Origin of the sequence: Variovorax sp. R-27 (assembly GCF_049913215.1) — a bacterium.
Taxonomy (GTDB): Bacteria; Pseudomonadota; Gammaproteobacteria; order Burkholderiales; family Burkholderiaceae_C; genus Variovorax.
On record NZ_CP183984.1, the window covers coordinates 6,022,001 to 6,040,496 of the forward strand.

At 59.7% G+C, this 18,496-nt stretch carries 15 protein-coding genes; 7 read left to right on the forward strand and 8 right to left on the reverse strand.

Translation table 11 applies throughout. The features are described from left to right. Nucleotides 1-108 precede the first annotated feature (108 nt). The 3 genes from ACN9MV_RS28275 (at nt 109) to ACN9MV_RS28285 (ending at nt 1,532) form a co-directional block, all read left to right on the forward strand. Nucleotides 109-681: a hypothetical protein gene (locus ACN9MV_RS28275; RefSeq protein WP_426390458.1), complete on the forward strand. Its 573-nt coding sequence runs from the start codon at nt 109-111 to the stop codon at nt 679-681. 149 nt (nt 682-830) lie between these two features. Beyond that, nucleotides 831-1,124 carry a hypothetical protein gene (locus ACN9MV_RS28280; RefSeq protein ID WP_426390459.1) on the forward strand — a complete coding sequence of 98 codons (294 nt, stop codon included), beginning with the start codon at nt 831-833 and terminating at the stop codon, nt 1,122-1,124. Nucleotides 1,125-1,202: 78 nt separating this feature from the next. Next, on the forward strand, nt 1,203-1,532 hold the full coding sequence (locus tag ACN9MV_RS28285) for a hypothetical protein (protein ID WP_426390460.1): 330 nt from the start codon (nt 1,203-1,205) through the stop codon (nt 1,530-1,532). A gap of 100 nt (nt 1,533-1,632) precedes the next feature. Here ACN9MV_RS28285 and ACN9MV_RS28290 read toward each other — a convergent pair whose 3' ends face one another. Then, nucleotides 1,633-2,025 (reverse strand): Imm7 family immunity protein, encoded by a 393-nt coding sequence (locus ACN9MV_RS28290; RefSeq protein ID WP_426390461.1) that lies wholly within the window; start codon nt 2,023-2,025, stop codon nt 1,633-1,635. A 737-nt stretch (nt 2,026-2,762) separates the two neighbouring features. On the opposite strand from ACN9MV_RS28290, the gene ACN9MV_RS28295 reads away from it, so the two are divergent. Further along, the gene (locus ACN9MV_RS28295; protein WP_426390462.1) at nt 2,763-3,137 is read left to right on the forward strand and encodes a hypothetical protein; all 375 of its coding nucleotides are present in this window, start codon (nt 2,763-2,765) and stop codon (nt 3,135-3,137) included. Nucleotides 3,138-3,695: 558 nt separating this feature from the next. Beyond that, a complete protein-coding gene (locus ACN9MV_RS28300; protein WP_426390463.1) occupies nt 3,696-4,193 on the forward strand; it encodes a hypothetical protein in 498 nt (165 codons plus the stop codon). A 219-nt stretch (nt 4,194-4,412) separates the two neighbouring features. Here ACN9MV_RS28300 and ACN9MV_RS28305 read toward each other — a convergent pair whose 3' ends face one another. The 4 genes from ACN9MV_RS28305 to ACN9MV_RS28320 form a co-directional block, all read right to left on the reverse strand. Then, the gene (locus ACN9MV_RS28305; RefSeq protein WP_426390464.1) at nt 4,413-4,925 is read right to left on the reverse strand and encodes a hypothetical protein; all 513 of its coding nucleotides are present in this window, start codon (nt 4,923-4,925) and stop codon (nt 4,413-4,415) included. A gap of 93 nt (nt 4,926-5,018) precedes the next feature. Continuing rightward, the gene (locus ACN9MV_RS28310) at nt 5,019-5,714 is read right to left on the reverse strand and encodes a hypothetical protein (RefSeq protein WP_426393226.1); all 696 of its coding nucleotides are present in this window, start codon (nt 5,712-5,714) and stop codon (nt 5,019-5,021) included. Between the two features lie 120 nt (nt 5,715-5,834). Next, nucleotides 5,835-6,578 (reverse strand): hypothetical protein, encoded by a 744-nt coding sequence (locus tag ACN9MV_RS28315; RefSeq protein WP_426390465.1) that lies wholly within the window; start codon nt 6,576-6,578, stop codon nt 5,835-5,837. 172 nt (nt 6,579-6,750) lie between these two features. After that, nucleotides 6,751-6,966 carry a hypothetical protein gene (locus tag ACN9MV_RS28320; protein ID WP_426390466.1) on the reverse strand — a complete coding sequence of 72 codons (216 nt, stop codon included), beginning with the start codon at nt 6,964-6,966 and terminating at the stop codon, nt 6,751-6,753. A gap of 224 nt (nt 6,967-7,190) precedes the next feature. Between ACN9MV_RS28320 and ACN9MV_RS28325 the strand changes: the two genes are divergently transcribed. Continuing rightward, nucleotides 7,191-8,351 carry an IS30 family transposase gene (locus ACN9MV_RS28325; RefSeq protein ID WP_354339586.1) on the forward strand — a complete coding sequence of 387 codons (1,161 nt, stop codon included), beginning with the start codon at nt 7,191-7,193 and terminating at the stop codon, nt 8,349-8,351. A gap of 20 nt (nt 8,352-8,371) precedes the next feature. Here ACN9MV_RS28325 and ACN9MV_RS28330 read toward each other — a convergent pair whose 3' ends face one another. Both ACN9MV_RS28330 and ACN9MV_RS28335 read right to left on the reverse strand, forming a co-directional pair. After that, entirely contained in the window at nt 8,372-8,926 is a 555-nt protein-coding gene (locus ACN9MV_RS28330; RefSeq protein WP_426390467.1) for a hypothetical protein, read from the reverse strand. Nucleotides 8,927-9,015: 89 nt separating this feature from the next. Continuing rightward, nucleotides 9,016-9,399: a hypothetical protein gene (locus ACN9MV_RS28335; protein ID WP_426390468.1), complete on the reverse strand. Its 384-nt coding sequence runs from the start codon at nt 9,397-9,399 to the stop codon at nt 9,016-9,018. Nucleotides 9,400-9,684: 285 nt separating this feature from the next. Here ACN9MV_RS28335 and ACN9MV_RS28340 point away from each other — a divergent pair, with 285 nt between their 5' ends. Further along, nucleotides 9,685-10,173 carry an AbiV family abortive infection protein gene (locus ACN9MV_RS28340; RefSeq protein ID WP_426390469.1) on the forward strand — a complete coding sequence of 163 codons (489 nt, stop codon included), beginning with the start codon at nt 9,685-9,687 and terminating at the stop codon, nt 10,171-10,173. A gap of 374 nt (nt 10,174-10,547) precedes the next feature. On the opposite strand, the gene ACN9MV_RS28345 is transcribed toward ACN9MV_RS28340, so the two are convergent. After that, nucleotides 10,548-18,473, reverse strand: a complete 7,926-nt coding sequence (locus ACN9MV_RS28345) for a calcium-binding protein (protein ID WP_426390470.1) — start codon at nt 18,471-18,473, stop codon at nt 10,548-10,550. Nucleotides 18,474-18,496: the final 23 nt, after the last annotated feature.

The following is an 18,496-nucleotide window of genomic DNA, read 5'->3' on the forward strand; positions in this document are numbered from 1 at the left end:
GGCGCTCATGGACTCGCCTCGTCACTCTGGCCGAGTCCGGCCAGGACCGGTCACTCGCTGCTGCGGCAAGATATGTAGGACGCTGATCAGCAACACAATCGAAAATCGATGAAAACAGAGTCGAAAGCTGCTCCGCCACTCCAGTCAGAGAAGGACTTCCGAGCATTCCTGCGGAAGCAAGGACTGCTGCTCAAGTCCATGAAGTTATGCGACGCATGGCCTGCGGTAATGGATTTTCACCGCGAGTCGGTTGATAAATATTCGGTTCTGACCCCGGAAGGCGAAGGGGTCACATTCGATGCGCATCTTGGGACGGCAGACAGGGGCGTTCGATTTGAAGTCGCGATCAATCGTCTCTTTCGCCTCCTGCCAGAAGATGCGTCGGCAGGCCGGTGGCCCGCTGTACGACTGTCTCTTCGCTTGCAGTACACGCTGGACATGATGGGAATCCAGTATTTGAATCGACACCAAGCCTATGGAGTCGGTCAGGCGTTTGTGAGTTGGTCGGGTACCTCACTCAATGAGTTCGTGCAACAGGTGGAGGCGAGTGACGCATTCGTGACCTTTCGTCAGGCCGCACCGATCGAAGTCCGCCTTTCGGCCGATCCTTGTAGCTACTCTCGACTGGAACCCAAGCCCGACCCGACGCGAGGGCTTTGGTGGGGTGTTTTCGGAATTTGAGGACGGTATCCTCTGCCGTGAAGAAGATGATCACCGTGAGGCTGCCTTCCATTTCGGTTATCGGCCAGGAGCGGTCCTTGCCCATGTCGGTCCAATTTCGTTGACCGAAAGCGCGTTCCTCAAACAGCACAGCCACGCCCTCTTCTGAGATGAGTATCGAAGTCACCTTCTCCTACGGTATCGTGATACGCAAAAGCGCCTTGGCTGCTCGTGGCATCACAAGAGCGCGAGTGCTCGAAGTGTTTGAGACCGACCGTCCGCTGGCCGAGGACAGAAAGTTGTTGTCGTTCGGGCCGTCCTTCGGTGGGGAGGCATGCAATGAGTTCGTCCGGCGCTTGGAGTCTCTCGGGCTTGTCTATGTCGACGACTTCTTTGACCTGACGCTGAGCCATCCCAGCTGGCTGGGTTTTTCGGCGAGCTGCGATGGTTCCCCTAAAGGCTGAGCGCGGCCAAGAGCAGCCGCTCAGCACCGTCTATTCTCGGAGTGGTCGATTCCAGAAAATCACTTATCGCGATAACCTATGAAACGAATTCCTGATCGCCACGCCCCTGACGATTGGACTGAGGACGGAGCCAAGATTCTTTCCGAAGCAAGCCTTGCCAAAATCAAGAATGCATTGGCTAAAGGTCCTGTCATTGTTCAGCACTGGTTCTATCGAGGGGCAAGTTGTCCATGCGTCGTTTCGTTCGAGGACCTCGAAGAATTTGAAGCCTATCTGGAACAGCATGCAATTCCGGGTGATGCTTTTGAGGTCTGGAGCTTCAACGAGGTCTGCAAGACGGAAAACGTGCTCGCTGAAGGTAAGCTGCCTGACTCGGATGGCTGCGTACCTAGGGGCGGCGCCTACTGACGACCGCCGCGTCCGGCCGCAGCCGGCCAAAAGCGGCCGGTCAGCGACAACGCTGAAAGCTGTCGGTCACACGGGCTTTGGGCGACCTATCGCCACCTTCTCAACTCTCGTCGGGAGTATCACGGCCATAAGGATGCATCGGTTCAAGATTGGGAATGATTGACCCAAAGAAAGGATCGGCTAACTCTTGAACGTTGCCATTCATGAGGCGATGCACTCGGAAGACATTGCTGAAATCCTCGCGGTTGGTGTCTTCGTCATCGTCGACATAGAAAAGCCCATAGCTTCCTTTACCGTGCTCCGCTATCCAGCTCAGCATGTCCCAGAACGGCGAGCCTCTATGGTTTCTGGATAGGAATACCTGAAGCACACCTTTGTGATTGTTGTGCTGTTCATGCAGTGTCCATAGCAACATAGGCGACGAATTCGCAGTCATCCATTCACGAAATCCGGCCCACAGTGCCGCATCAGCCTCGCGTACGGCTTCGTTCATGTCACTGATCGCAGGTTCGCCAACTGTCTCAGCGTAAGCACTACGGGATGTGCGAAGGACACACCAGCCAATTCCGATAATCATGATGAGCTTTCAGGCCAATGCGTGTAGATTGAGTCAAGCAACGACAGATTATTGTCAACCCAACAGACCGCTTCGGTTCCGTTCACGACGGCGGCGCGTCCGGCTACAGTCGGCCAACAGCGGTCTTTCGCGACTGCAGCAGAATTTGGCCAGCAGCCATCATTCAATCGTAGGGTCAACACGATGCTCAAAACCTGGAATGCAGGGGCGATAGCGGTCATATCGAGCGCGCTTGTTCAAAGCAGTGCTTTGGCATGTTCGCCAATTCATAGCGAATCGAGCAATCAAGACCAAACAGCGCGTTTTCGGTACGAGTTTGTCGCGTCCGTCATCGATGAGGAGTCGGCCGCCGACCCTAACCGGCCGGGTAAGACGATAGTCGCCGCACTGAGGTTTCGCGTGCTGCAATCCATTGGAAAAGAGCCCGCTGCAGGAGCAATAGTGACCATGGGATATCAGTACATCGGCACTGTCGCTTCTGATTGCAGTCGTCAGACGCGATCCCTCACGCTTCGAGACTGGAGTGCGGGCTCACGGGTGCGAATTCAATCTAACGATCTGTACTCAGCTGAGTCGATTCACACCGTCGACTAGCGGCCAGAACCAGCCGTTTGTCGTGACGGCACGATGTAGATCAAGAGCGGACAGTCACTATGGATGAAGTAGAAGCGCTATCGAAAGCCATCGAGATGGGCCGTTCCCGCTGGGGCGACACACTACCGACCTTTTGGTGGAGTCTTGAAGGCGGCGAATGGAATGTGACATTTGATTCTGAAGTGACGTTCCGATTTCGTCAGAGCGATGGCCATCTGATTGACGATACCGATGGTTTGGATGCAGTGGCAGCCTTTCTCGCGGCAAGAAGCCACGCCCTGCGCGAGGGCCTCCGATGGGGCCCCGCTTTTTCTATCGGCCGCAAATCTGGGGAATGGTATGTTGGTGCTCGGCAGTCCCAATTGGGAGGCCAGATCTCTATCGTCGTCAGCGCTGACGGCTCAATAAAGTCGACGTCGGTCAATCCGAAGTAGAGGCGACTGTCGGCCAGAAGCGGTCTGCCGGGAGAGGCGCCTGCGCGAAGCCATAGGGATCAAATGCATGACTGAGGTAGCTGAGTTCTCGGTGTGGGCCAAGATTCGCCGAGACGAAAAACGAGAATTTCGACGGTGGATGGCCGCCCAGACCGGGTGGAGAGAAATCGACGTTCACCGACTGCTAGGTGCAGCGGTGGATGCGGGTCGGCCAATTGAACTCTTCCACCTCCTGGGATGGGAGGACGTGCACGTCGAGCTTGGAAGGCTACCGGCATTCGTCGAAGCCGGAACCGAGCAACTGACGGTGACTTCATTCGCTCCAATCGAGCAAGCGCCATACTGCGCCGTTCATTCGCTGTACACGTGGAACCGAGGATGTCCTGTTTGTGAGGATAACTATGTCCATAGAAGCCGCAGAAGCAAGCCAGGGCCTTTTATGAGTGACCGTTTCGGAGCGATGCGTACAGCCGCTTAGGGCCCTGAGCTGCCGGTCGCGAAATCCAAAAGCTGCCGCTCAAGTAGAGTCGGTTTCCGCTCAAGCATTCTTGGACTGCCATGCCAAAAATCATCCGCCTCGTAACCTCGGGTATGGGGATAGTTCTTCACTCCCCGTGGGCCACTGCGGATATTGAGCAGGGAGAGGACTTCCTCACCAACAGCTTCAGCAATCCGAAAAATGTTGCGGACTTGGTCAACTCCTCCAGAATCGCCGCGTTTTGCACCGGTTCCCCTGGTGCATGGCGCTTGCATCTACGCACTGACCCGCCTGATGACGCCGCCCTAGTTCAAGCCGATTACAAGGTCCGACTCGGCGTCGAGGTACGTGATGGCATTTTGCAAATTCGAGACCTTTTTGAACTGATGTCCTGGGATGCAGATTGCAATGATGACCAGGTGATTCAGTTGAGCGATGGGTTCTACCGAATCACCGCGTTTACGTCGCTCCCAGACAGTGGAATTTTGGGTGATGACCAAGACATCCACCTGCACCTAGAGGCGATCTCCGAGCCCGCACGGTTGGTACACCACGGCGTACCGCAACTCTGCGACTGAGTGCTTAGAACGCGCCCATGAAAGGCCGGTCTTGGCCGATTGTGTTGAAAAAATCGCTCATGGCATTTCAAGCAGATTTTCAGAGGTACTCGAACCCTTCGCCACATCACGATCGTCGATCCTGGAGCGATCTGAGAGGTCAATTTTTCTCACGAGCAATCGAGCGCAACAGAAGCTGAGTTTTTCAACACAATCGGCCGAATGCGGTCAGGCGTCAATCTAGCTGTTAAGCGAAACGCCACCCATCCGACTGCGGATTGCTTCGCGACTGAGATCGTCTTCGGCGATTAACTGAGCATTTCTTTGGGCGATGTTTTCGAGGAAAGTGCGAAGCCCATACAACTCACTAATTGACCTCTCGAGTTCGCGCAAACTGAAGCTTGAGAAATCAACGTTCAGTTCGTCGAAAGATTCGTTAATCGAATTCAGTGACTCGTAGTCTGCCTCGAACTGGCGCTGCCAAGTTTGCCTGGCGCCGGAATGATACATACCTGTTGCGGCGGCCACGGCATCCCGCGATTTTCTGGCCCGAGCGAGAAGATCGCCGACGCTATCAATTTTCTGAAAGACGTCCGTCGCAGCCTTCACAAGTTCTAGACGAAGCTCAAGTGCCTTGATCTCACCGGTTCGCCTGAGACTGAAGTACCCCATGATCGAACCAGCAATACCCGCGATTGCGCCAACGACACCGGTTAGGGCGCCTATGTAAGACAGCATCTCTGTGTTGATCATGTTCACTTCCCAGGGTCATCGCAGCATCTCTCCGTCGTATTTTGCTGGTACAGCGAACGACTGGTTGTGGCCGGGAGACGGTAGACAGATTGCTTACTGCGTTGGCGACGTCGCCCTTTTGGCTCGAATGAGTTCCAAATCGTCGGCGTTACTCAACTCAACTCGCCCATCCAGCATCCACTCCCATCGGGGTCCGTCGGGGTGAGGGACCTCTTTCCAGTAGTTTTCCACCTTGCTTTCACTGGGTGAGTAGCAATACTCCTCGAACCATCTCGCATCGGCACGGCTAAGCGAGAGCTGATGCGTGATTCTCATCCCAACAATGACAATGTGACTGTTGTCGCCAAACATGTGGCGAACGACCGCCTCCCCCTCTGCTGAATGTTCCGCCAGCCAAATGCATGAAAGGCGTGACGTGCTGTTGGGGGAGTACCTGCGTCGACCAGCCTCGAAGGCCAGCTCAGCATCCCTTACGTCAATCATGTTCGCCTTTTTCCCCTCGGATATCTGGATTTCTTGTCCGTATCCGTTGGCAAGCTTCTGCCCGGCTCCCCATATCGCCCCGGGGATGAAATAGGCGGCAACGCGAGGCGCCAGGACGTTTCCGGTCGGGCCAGTACTTCGAAGCTCTTCAATGGGAATCTCGCCGATATGGCGATGCGTCGCACGCAACCCTTCGTCCGCGAGACCCAAGAAGTTCGGTGTCCAAAGTGAACCATCCAAACTGATGTTGTGGCATGCAAAAAAGTTTCGCAGGTCTAGCGCGTGGATAAAGCTGCGTTGAGTCATTCTTCAAGTTGTATGGGACTTTTTTGCTCGGATTCTGCCCCGACCGCGAAGATCCGCAGTTGGCCGACTGTAGCCGGTCGCCGGCCAGAAGGCCTGGGGCATTCCCAGCACGGCAGCCTGCTACGCTGGTTTGGCTTGAGCGGCGGCAGGAGTGGTTGCCGACAGCTTCTTAACGTGCGGCAACAGCCCATCGATTAACTCCACGGCCCACCGAGCGCCGTTGATTCGTTGCTTCATCTCCAAGCCATAGCCTTCGAGCTTTGCGGGGTCGAAATGGCCCCCAAAGTGAATACGTCCATCAGGCCCCAAGTCCATTCTGTTCGCCAACGCAAGCCGGCCCGCGTGGCTGTGTTCATGATGCGCGGCGAGAGCTTCCTTCAACTGCTCAGCGCCAGGCAAGTTCAAGCCGAGACGTTCCCAGTTCTTCAGAAACTGACGCGCTGCTAAGTCACCGGTCGCGGATTTGCTGTCATCAGCGACCAGTTGCCAGTACGTTTGCTCCTTTTCTCCGATGAGCAGAGTATCTGCGTGGGCACACATGGCCGACATACAAATGCCTTCCAACGCCTGACGGTACGCATTCCCCGAGGGCCCAAGCTTTCCCATTAGCAAGAGCTTCACAGACACCACTAGGTCATCGAGCACACCGTGAACGAATGCGCCAACCAAACTGGTCTGCACGTTGTGAGCGCAGGCTTCGGCGAAGCTGGGGAACCGCTTGAATGCCGGAACGAGCGCCTCGCCGAACAGGAGAATCTCCGTCGAGACATGCTCCTGAAACTTCGCTTTGATGGCCTCATTTGAATCGAACAACTCAGAGACGAGAGCTTGAGTGCTGTCGAGGTGATTTTCTTTTTGCGTCATCGGTCAAAGGGTCGGTTCTGGCCAACTATTTCGAGCATGAGCGTACCTGCGACCGTTGCGGCAGCAAAGCTGAAAGTCCGTGTCGAACGTCGGGTTCTGGCCGACTGTAGCCGGTCGCGCTGCCATTTCGAGTTGGCCCGAAGTAGTCGTCCGGTGTGAGCCTAGGCGGCGTTCAATCTGCCATCGATGTGAGAGCCGCTGGAAGCTTGTAGACCTTCATCAACCGAACATCGGCCTCATTCGATACAGCGAATTCATATCGATTCGGAAGCAGATCCACGTACTCGGCGCCCTGCACCGTGACCAGCCCTGCATCGCTGCGATAGGTGCACTTTCCTTCAAACACATAGAGTCTGAACGGCTGGCCGACGCTTGATGGAAACGTCACTCGGCAGTCGTACCGGTTCGGGAAGAATCTGTAGCCCTCTGCAAAGGGAAACAACTCTCGAATGAGCTGCTCTGAGATTGGCCGGCTTGAGATCTCTGTCCACGGTCGTACAACCACCACTACTCCTTAAAACCATTCTTCGAGATGAGCGTCGGCTTTTGGCGGCGGATTCAACCGGTCGATGCAACACACTAACCACCGCATAGGCGGAAGGAGTGTTGCAGATGAAGCGGCGACCAAGAATCTACTATTCAGGCAGTCAGAAGGCACTGATGTGGGAGCGCTGGAAGCAAGGCTGGACGTTGCATGAGATCGGCAAACTCTTCGATCGGCCTCACACGTCGATCCATCGAATACTTGCGGAAACGGGCGGATTCCGGCCGCCTCAGCGATCGCGCGCATCGACTGCATTGACGTTGGCCGAGCGCGAGGAGATCTCGCGGGCGATGGTGGCAGGCGAGTCGATTCGATCCACTGCAGCGCGACTGGGGCGAGCACCATCGACGATCAGTCGAGAGATCAAGCGCAACGGTGGTAGCGATGGCTACCGTGCCAGCCTGGCCGATGAAGCGACTTGGGATCGAGCGCGACGTCCCAAGCGTTGCAAGCTGAGTGAGAACCGCACATTGGCTCGCATCGTGATGGACAAGCTGCGCGTGCTCTGGTCGCCGGAACAGATCGCAGGTTGGCTCCGGCATACTTATCCGTGCGACGAGAGCCACCACGTGTCACACGAGACCATCTACCGCAGTCTGTTCATTCAAGCGCGTGGCGCCTTGAAGAAAGAGTTGTTGGAGCACCTGCGGCGCACCCGTGGAATGCGCCGGTCACGCCACTACACGCAGAAGACGGCAATTCACGGGAAGATCGTCGATGCTGTTTCGATCAGTGAGCGGCCCGCCTGCGTTGAAGACCGAGCAGTGCCTGGTCACTGGGAGGGCGACCTGGTCTTTGGCAGTGGCAACAGCCAGATCGCGACATTGGTTGAACGTCAAACGCGATACGTGATGTTGGTGAAGCTGGATGGCAAGGACTCGCAGACGGTCGTCAATGCACTCATCAAGAACGCCCGCAAACTGCCGCAGGAGCTCTACAAGTCACTGACTTGGGATCGAGGCACGGAGATGCACGCGCACAAGAAATTCACGATGGCCACCGACATCCGGGTCTACTTCTGCGATCCGCAAAGCCCATGGCAACGCGGAAGCAACGAGAACACCAATGGCTTGCTTAGGCAGTACATGCCCAAGGGCGTGAGCCTCGCAGGCTTCTCACAGCGCCAGCTCAACGCGATCGCGAGACAATTGAACGAGAGGCCGCGCAAGACGCTCGGTTTCCAGACACCCGCTGAGATGTTCAGCGAATGTGTTGCATCGACCGGTTGAATCCGCCGCCGCAAGGCGCTCTAGGCCCAGAACCACATCATGCCGAGGTGCGCGCTGCAAGCGCGGTCGAGAAACTCATTCAAGGCCCTGACGTCTGCAACAGCATCCTGCACGAGTTCTTGTTCGTCGCTCCCCATCTCATCAGCGTGGGTACGCGCCCGTGCCTCGACTGTGGCCACATCCAAGCCGCGCAATGCTGCTCTGAGCTCGGCTACCTGCGCCGCTCGAAACCCGTGCGCATGTCCAAGCGCTACTTCGCCAAGCTCGACTGCGAGCCCAAGCATCTCTCCGCGGTACCTTCCCCCGACGTTGGGAAAGTTCGTGACTCCGTCAACCTGGGCATTCGTTCCGTTGAGGATTAAATAGAGCCCGCCCCTCGAGTACAGATGCGTGCAGGCGGCCTCCGATTCCGGCCAGGCGCAGCCGACCTCGACATCGACCTCCTTCGTCACGTCGCGCTTCGAGAACCAAGAGCCGACCTTCTCAGTCAAGGTCATCTTTGGGCGCCGGCCGTCGATGAAATCGCGCGTGTGCGAGGTGTTGGCTCGCAAATGGTCCAACTGCTCATCGCTCACGGAGCACAAGTTCAAGTCGTACCCCATCGTGTTCCTTCAAGTTGGGCGGTTGGCCTGAGTGTCTGGTTGTGGCCGGATGCGCCCTTTTTCTACTGCCGGTTTTTCTCGAGATTGTCGGCTTGGACGCGCGCGATATCCCCAAAGGTTTTCCAAGGGCATGAGCTGGCAAAAGATCGCAATGCCGAGATCGCGGCCTGCAAGTTTCCTTCGGACCGTTGGTCGTCCGCATGTATTAGCGCTTCACCGAGGGCTCGATTCCACCCACGTTGGTTGGCCCTGAGCTCGAGGACCGTCGTCGCAAATTCGGCGGGTGGTTGGTTATCCGGTGGCACGTGGCCCGGCAGGCTCGCAGTCACAAACTTCTTGAACCTCGTGCGGTTGACGTCAGTCGCTTGCTGGACAAGTTCCTCGTCAGGCAGCTTTGCCAAATCATGGAACCATTCAACCTCGTTTGGCACTGCTTCTTGGCTCATCGTGCGGCTTCTCTGATCGGAGTGACTGGTTCTGGCCGATAGTACCCATTCGCGCTAGGCCGGGGGATGTCGGCAATCGCTGCATAGCCGCCCGTCAGGCAAGCCCGCTGCAGACTGGTTACTGGCGTTCGACGGCGATATGTGGAGGGGTACTATCGGCCGATTGTGTTGAAAAACTCGTCTCGAATCTTGCCGGCACCGATGTCTCCTGAGGCTTCGCAATCAAACTGAGCAGGCTCCGTGCTTCGCACTTCAGCGCGGCTTACCGTGAACATGAAAAATCACATGACCCATTCGATCTATCAGCGCTGGGGAGAGAAGGCAGCAGAGAATGCCGTTGCGCTCGCAACGGAGTCTCGCCTTCTCTTCGATGCAGAGCATTTGCCGCGTGCTTACTATCTTTCCCACATGGCAACGGAAGAGTCAGCGAAGAGCATTCTTCTGAAAACTATGGGCATCTCAGGAACGCCTGAAACAGAAATTTCAAAGGTCTCCAAGCTTGTCCGCGACCACAAGAAGAAGATTGAGTTTCTCGTAACCTATGCAGTAGCCCTTTCTGAAGAACTACAGAAGAGCCTTGGCAATCTGCAAGCAGACCTGATAGATCACATCAACGACCTCAAGAATGACACGATGTATGTCTCATGCAAGGCTGAGTCAGTCGTGAGTCCAATTGATAGAGTCACAGATGTTGATGTCGAAAAATACGTGCAACTCGCGGAGGCCCTATCGCAGCATGCCAAGAGCCTTCTACCCCGTCCATCGACAGACTGATTTCTGCAGCCACTCATGTCCAACGTTGAATCACTGCCTCTTCCTGCGGCCACCGGCACCTTGTGCCCGAAGGTGAAAGTCTAAACTCGGCCAGCAACAGTCCGCTTCCGCCCGCCCAGGCGGACCTCCGGGCACGCGAATCTTCCGTCCATAGACTTTAATTTTGCGTGTCTTGCTGAGGCGCTGGTCAAATTACTCTTAACTGCGTCCGGTGATGGATCGCATCAAGTTTTTCGCTTGCGGTCCACCCGCGGCAGAAGGCGAACTCGCGATTGCCTTGGTGGAGGATTGCAGTATTACGGGCGAAATTCTTAGTTAATGAGAGCGATGCCTTTTACGAGCATCGCCCTCATTAGCTTCGTTCGCGTAGCGACTCAATGCCAATTTGCGGCGATCACTGTATTCAAGCTACTTTGATAACTACTTGGCAACGTGGTCTGGCCGGCGGCCGGCGGCGAAAAAGCGGCCATTGCATCGACTAGATTTTGCACCTGACTGTCCAGCAAAACCTTTCCATCGCTGGTTTTGAATTGCTCAACGCGATAGCTACCACTTGCATACCAATTGCTGATCGTAAGTTGATCGATCGTACCGATGATGCTGACTGAAAGATCGTTTCCGCTCTTCGTGAACCACAACTGCTCCGCAGAAACGCCGGAACCGAATTGCGTGCTATCTGAGTTGCCTGCGACGGTGTCGTAGTCATAGGCGGTGTCGCGGCCCGAGCCACGCCCGAACAGATAGGTGTCGCTGCCGGCACCTCCGTTCAGGGTGTCGTTGCCTGCGCCACCATCGAGAGTGTCGTTGCCCGCGTCACCGCTGAGGGTGTCGTTGCCTTCACCGCCCTGCAGCAAGTCAGCGCCTGCGCCGCCGTTGAGCGTGTCGTCCTGCGCACCGCCGATGAGGGTGTCGTTGCCGTCCTCGCCGTACAGCGTGTCGGCACCCGCGCCGCCATCGATCGTGTCGTCGCCGGCACGGCCGTAGATGATGTCGTCGCCCGCCAGGCCCGTGAGGGCGTCGTTGCCAACGTAGCCAATGAGGCTGTCGTTGCCCTCGGTGGGCACGATCACCTTGGCCTTGATGGCGGCCAGATCCCAGTTGGTGCCGTCGGCGAAGCGGATGTTCTCGATGGCATAGGCCGAGACGCCTTCCTGGTAGAAGTAGTTCTGCAGCTCCAGACGGTCGCCCGTGAGGCCATCGATGTAGAGGTACAGGCTGTCGCCACTGCGCAGCACCTGCACGTCGGAGGCCGAGACGCCTTCGCCCAACTGGATGGTGTCCACGTTGCCTGCGACGGTGTCGTAGTCATAGGCAGTGTCACGGCCCGAGCCACGCCCGAACAGATAGGTGTCGCTGCCGGCACCTCCGTTCAGGGTGTCGTTGCCTGCGCCACCATCGAGAGTGTCGTTGCCCGCGTCACCGCTGAGGGTGTCGTTGCCTTCACCGCCCTGCAGCAAGTCAGCGCCTGCGCCGCCGTTGAGCGTGTCGTCCTGCGCACCGCCGATGAGGGTGTCGTTGCCGTCCTCGCCGTACAGCGTGTCGGCACCCGCGCCGCCATCGATCGTGTCGTCGCCGGCACGGCCGTAGATGATGTCGTCGCCCGCCAGGCCCGTGAGGGCGTCGTTGCCAACGTAGCCAATGAGACTGTCGTTGCCCTCGGTGGGCACGATCACCTTGGCCTTGATGGCGGCCAGATCCCAGTTGGTGCCGTCGGCGAAGCGGATGTTCTCGATGGCATAGGCCGAGACGCCTTCCTGGTAGAAGTAGTTCTGCAGCTCCAGACGGTCGCCCGTGAGGCCATCGATGTAGAGGTACAGGCTGTCGCCACTGCGCAGCACCTGCACGTCGGAGGCCGAGACGCCTTCGCCCAACTGGATGGTGTCCACGTTGCCTGCGACGGTGTCGTAGTCATAGGCAGTGTCACGGCCCGAGCCACGCCCGAACAGATAGGTGTCGCTGCCGGCACCTCCGTTCAGGGTGTCGTTGCCTGCGCCACCATCGAGAGTGTCGTTGCCCGCGTCACCGCTGAGGGTGTCGTTGCCTTCACCGCCCTGCAGCAAGTCAGCGCCTGCGCCGCCGTTGAGCGTGTCGTCCTGCGCACCGCCGATGAGGGTGTCGTTGCCGTCCTCGCCGTACAGCGTGTCGGCACCCGCGCCGCCATCGATCGTGTCGTCGCCGGCACGGCCGTAGATGATGTCGTCGCCCGCCAGGCCCGTGAGGGCGTCGTTGCCAGCGTAGCCAATGAGACTGTCGTTGCCCTCGGTGGGCACGATCACCTTGGCCTTGATGGCGGCCAGATCCCAGTTGGTGCCGTCGGCGAAGCGGATGTTCTCGATGGCATAGGCCGAGACGCCTTCCTGGTAGAAGTAGTTCTGCAGCTCCAGACGGTCGCCCGTGAGGCCATCGATGTAGAGGTACAGGCTGTCGCCACTGCGCAGCACCTGCACGTCGGAGGCCGAGACGCCTTCGCCCAACTGGATGGTGTCCACGTTGCCTGCGACGGTGTCGTAGTCATAGGCAGTGTCACGGCCCGAGCCACGCCCGAACAGATAGGTGTCGCTGCCGGCACCTCCGTTCAGGGTGTCGTTGCCTGCGCCACCATCGAGAGTGTCGTTGCCCGCGTCACCGCTGAGGGTGTCGTTGCCTTCACCGCCCTGCAGCAAGTCAGCGCCTGCGCCGCCGTTGAGCGTGTCGTCCTGCGCACCGCCGATGAGGGTGTCGTTGCCGTCCTCGCCGTACAGCGTGTCGGCACCCGCGCCGCCATCGATCGTGTCGTCGCCGGCACGGCCGTAGATGATGTCGTCGCCCGCCAGGCCCGTGAGGGCGTCGTTGCCAGCGTAGCCAATGAGACTGTCGTTGCCCTCGGTGGGCACGATCACCTTGGCCTTGATGGCGGCCAGATCCCAGTTGGTGCCGTCGGCGAAGCGGATGTTCTCGATGGCATAGGCCGAGACGCCTTCCTGGTAGAAGTAGTTCTGCAGCTCCAGACGGTCGCCCGTGAGGCCATCGATGTAGAGGTACAGGCTGTCGCCACTGCGCAGCACCTGCACGTCGGAGGCCGAGACGCCTTCGCCCAACTGGATGGTGTCCACGTTGCCTGCGACGGTGTCGTAGTCATAGGCAGTGTCACGGCCCGAGCCACGCCCGAACAGATAGGTGTCGCTGCCGGCACCTCCGTTCAGGGTGTCGTTGCCTGCGCCACCATCGAGAGTGTCGTTGCCCGCGTCACCGCTGAGGGTGTCGTTGCCTTCACCGCCCTGCAGCAAGTCAGCGCCTGCGCCGCCGTTGAGCGTGTCGTCCTGCGCACCGCCGATGAGGGTGTCGTTGCCGTCCTCGCCGTACAGCGTGTCGGCACCCGCGCCGCCATCGATCGTGTCGTCGCCGGCACGGCCGTAGATGATGTCGTCGCCCGCCAGGCCCGTGAGGGCGTCGTTGCCAACGTAGCCAATGAGACTGTCGTTGCCCTCGGTGGGCACGATCACCTTGGCCTTGATGGCGGCCAGATCCCAGTTGGTGCCGTCGGCGAAGCGGATGTTCTCGATGGCATAGGCCGAGACGCCTTCCTGGTAGAAGTAGTTCTGCAGCTCCAGACGGTCGCCCGTGAGGCCATCGATGTAGAGGTACAGGCTGTCGCCACTGCGCAGCACCTGCACGTCGGAGGCCGAGACGCCTTCGCCCAACTGGATGGTGTCCACGTTGCCTGCGACGGTGTCGTAGTCATAGGCAGTGTCACGGCCCGAGCCACGCCCGAACAGATAGGTGTCGCTGCCGGCACCTCCGTTCAGGGTGTCGTTGCCTGCGCCACCATCGAGAGTGTCGTTGCCCGCGTCACCGTTGAGGGTGTCGTTGCCTTCACCGCCCTGCAGCAAGTCAGCGCCTGCACCGCCGTTGAGCGTGTCATTGCCAGCTCCACCGGAGAGAGCGTCGTCAGCGGTAGTGCCTTGAAGCGTGACACCCGAGGGTGGATTTACTGTGGTGATTTTTGCTTTGGTCGTTGCATAGTCCCAGCTGGTGCCGTCCGCAAAGCGGATCTGCTCGAGCTTGTAGCCGCTGGTGCCATCGGCGCTGAAGTAGCTGCTGATGGTGATGGTGTCGGTGGTGCCCTTCAGACTCAGGATGAGACTGTCGCCCGATCGCGTGGCCACGATGTCGCTGGCTGCGATGCCGGCTGCGAACTCGATCGCATCGGTCTTGCCGGCACTCACGTCGTAGTTGTTGACCGTGTCCTGGCCCCAGCCACGTGCGAAGCGATAGACGTCGGAACCGTCACCACCGTTCAGGGAATCGCTGCCCACACCGCCGTCGAGGATGTCGTTGCCGGCCTCGCCATACAGGCTGTCGTTACCCGTGCCGCCCAGCAGCGTGTCGTTGCCGGCATTGCCCGACAGCGAGTCCGCGCCTTCGCCACCGATCAGGGTGTCCGCACCGTCACCACCGGTGAGGGTGTCGTTGCCCGCGCCGCCGTCCAGCGTGTCATCGCCCGCGTAGCCGCTGATGGAGTCATTGCCTGCGCCGCCCGAGAGCGTGTCCGCCGTGGCGTAGCCGTACAGCGTGTCGTTGCCCGAGGTGCTCTGCTGCACCAGGGCCTTGACCGCAGCGACGTCCCAGCTGGTGCCGTCCGCAAAGCGGATCTGCTCGAGCTTGTAGCCGCTGGTGCCATCGGCGCTGAAGTAGCTGCTGATGGTGACGGTGTCGGTGGTGCCCTTCAGACTCAGGATGAGACTGTCGCCCGATCGCGTGGCCACGATGTCGCCGGGAACGATGTCGGCAGCGAACTCGATCGCATCGGTCTTGCCGGCACTCACGTCGTAGTTGTTGACCGTGTCCTGGCCCCAGCCACGTGCGAAGCGATAGACGTCGGAACCGTCACCACCGTTCAGGGAATCGCTGCCCACACCGCCGTCGAGGATGTCGTTGCCGGCCTCGCCATACAGGCTGTCGTTACCCGTGCCGCCCAGCAGCGTGTCGTTGCCGGCATTGCCCGACAGCGAGTCCGCGCCTTCGCCACCGATCAGGGTGTCCGCACCGTCACCACCGGTGAGGGTGTCGTTGCCCGCGCCGCCGTCCAGCGTGTCATCGCCCGCGTAGCCGCTGATGGAGTCATTGCCTGCACCGCCCGAGAGCGTGTCCGCCGTGGCGTAGCCGTACAGCGTGTCGTTGCCCGAGGTGCTCTGCTGCACCAGGGCCTTGACCGCAGCGACGTCCCAGCTGGTGCCGTCCGCAAAGCGGATCTGCTCGAGCTTGTAGCCGCTGGTGCCATCGGCGCTGAAGTAGCTGCTGATGGTGATGGTGTCGGTGGTGCCCTTCAGACTCAGGATGAGACTGTCGCCCGATCGCGTGGCCACGATGTCGCTGGCTGCGATGCCGGCTGCGAACTCGATCGCATCGGTCTTGCCGGCACTCACGTCGTAGTTGTTGACCGTGTCCTGGCCCCAGCCACGTGCGAAGCGATAGACGTCGGAACCGTCACCACCGTTCAGGGAATCGCTGCCCACACCGCCGTCGAGGATGTCGTTGCCGGCCTCGCCATACAGGCTGTCGTTACCCGTGCCGCCCAGCAGCGTGTCGTTGCCGGCATTGCCCGACAGCGAGTCCGCGCCTTCGCCACCGATCAGGGTGTCCGCACCGTCACCACCGGTGAGGGTGTCGTTGCCCGCGCCGCCGTCCAGCGTGTCATCGCCCGCGTAGCCGCTGATGGAGTCATTGCCTGCGCCGCCCGAGAGCGTGTCCGCCGTGGCGTAGCCGTACAGCGTGTCGTTGCCCGAGGTGCTCTGCTGCACCAGGGCCTTGACCGCAGCGACGTCCCAGCTGGTGCCGTCCGCAAAGCGGATCTGCTCGAGCTTGTAGCCGCTGGTGCCATCGGCGCTGAAGTAGCTGCTGATGGTGACGGTGTCGGTGGTGCCCTTCAGACTCAGGATGAGACTGTCGCCCGATCGCGTGGCCACGATGTCGCCGGGAACGATGTCGGCAGCGAACTCGATCGCATCGGTCTTGCCGGCACTCACGTCGTAGTTGTTGACCGTGTCCTGGCCCCAGCCACGTGCGAAGCGATAGACGTCGGAACCGTCACCACCGTTCAGGGAATCGCTGCCCACACCGCCGTCGAGGATGTCGTTGCCGGCCTCGCCATACAGGCTGTCGTTACCCGTGCCGCCCAGCAGCGTGTCGTTGCCGGCATTGCCCGACAGCGAGTCCGCGCCTTCGCCACCGATCAGGGTGTCCGCACCGTCACCACCGGTGAGGGTGTCGTTGCCCGCGCCGCCGTCCAGCGTGTCATCGCCCGCGTAGCCGCTGATGGAGTCATTGCCTGCGCCGCCCGAGAGCGTGTCCGCCGTGGCGTAGCCGTACAGCGTGTCGTTGCCCGAGGTGCTCTGCTGCACCAGGGCCTTGACCGCAGCGACGTCCCAGCTGGTGCCGTCCGCAAAGCGGATCTGCTCGAGCTTGTAGCCGCTGGTGCCATCGGCGCTGAAGTAGCTGCTGATGGTGACGGTGTCGGTGGTGCCCTTCAGACTCAGGATGAGACTGTCGCCCGATCGCGTGGCCACGATGTCGCCGGGAACGATGTCGGCAGCGAACTCGATCGCATCGGTCTTGCCGGCACTCACGTCGTAGTTGTTGACCGTGTCCTGGCCCCAGCCACGTGCGAAGCGATAGACGTCGGAACCGTCACCACCGTTCAGGGAATCGCTGCCCACACCGCCGTCGAGGATGTCGTTGCCGGCCTCGCCATACAGGCTGTCGTTACCCGTGCCGCCCAGCAGCGTGTCGTTGCCGGCATTGCCCGACAGCGAGTCCGCGCCTTCGCCACCGATCAGGGTGTCCGCACCGTCACCACCGGTGAGGGTGTCGTTGCCCGCGCCGCCGTCCAGCGTGTCATCGCCCGCGTAGCCGCTGATGGAGTCATTGCCTGCGCCGCCCGAGAGCGTGTCCGCCGTGGCGTAGCCGTACAGCGTGTCGTTGCCCGAGGTGCTCTGCTGCACCAGGGCCTTGACCGCAGCGACGTCCCAGCTGGTGCCGTCCGCAAAGCGGATCTGCTCGAGCTTGTAGCCGCTGGTGCCATCGGCGCTGAAGTAGCTGCTGATGGTGACGGTGTCGGTGGTGCCCTTCAGACTCAGGATGAGACTGTCGCCCGATCGCGTGGCCACGATGTCGCCGGGAACGATGTCGGCAGCGAACTCGATCGCATCGGTCTTGCCGGCACTCACGTCGTAGTTGTTGACCGTGTCCTGGCCCCAGCCACGTGCGAAGCGATAGACGTCGGAACCGTCACCACCGTTCAGGGAATCGCTGCCCACACCGCCGTCGAGGATGTCGTTGCCGGCCTCGCCATACAGGCTGTCGTTACCCGTGCCGCCCAGCAGCGTGTCGTTGCCGGCATTGCCCGACAGCGAGTCCGCGCCTTCGCCACCGATCAGGGTGTCGTCTCCACTCCCGCCAGCGAGGACATCGTTGCCTGCCCCACCGTCAACAATGTCGGCACCAGTGCCCCCGCTGAAGCTATTCGCGCTCGCGCTGCCGACATAGATGTCGTCCTTGGAGCTACCCGAGGTCGAGCTGCCCGCATAGACACTCAAGCTGTTGAACTCCGTCCGCAGTGCAGAGTCCGCCGGAAGCGATTCGATCCAACCGCGCAAACGCTCCAACCCATCGAACCCTACTGCTTGCAACGTATCCTGCGCGTAGCGATTGAGCTCCACAAGATCAACCAAAGCGGCACGCTCGTTACTGGCCTTCAGTGCATCCAGTTTCGCTGCCAGCCCGGTGACGTCAAAACTTGCTCCGCTTTCGTCAATCGTCAGATCGATGGATTCCAAATAGGGCTTGAGCCGGGTCTGCAAAACCAGTGCACCATAGATGCTCTCCTTCAGTGCCTCGTAGCTCTGCTGCAGCAATGCCAACTGGGCCGCGGGCGGGTTGATGTGATAAGCCGGTCGCACGAGGGTCACTCCACCCGAAGTGATCGTTTCGGTGCTGGTGGTGAAGCCGGCCACAGGTCGTGTCGTCGGCGTTGAATTTGCGCCCTCGTAGAAGCGTTCACCATTGAACACCTCCAGCACCCCAATCAGATTGCGAAACTGCTCTTGAGTCATCCCCGTCGGCACTGTGATGCCAAGGCTGATGTTGTCCTTGCCGCCGAGGTTGTCCTCGATGCTGCTCCAGAAGTCACTGCTCTTAGCCCACGTCGTGATCAGGCCGTCAATCAGTTCAATCTGCGCCTCGCGCGTCGTAGCGGAGCCGAAGATCGTGAGCGCTGCCGCCAACTCCGTGCTCAGGCTCACTGCCTCAGCCAAATCACGCACCCGACCAGAACCTTGCATTGTCG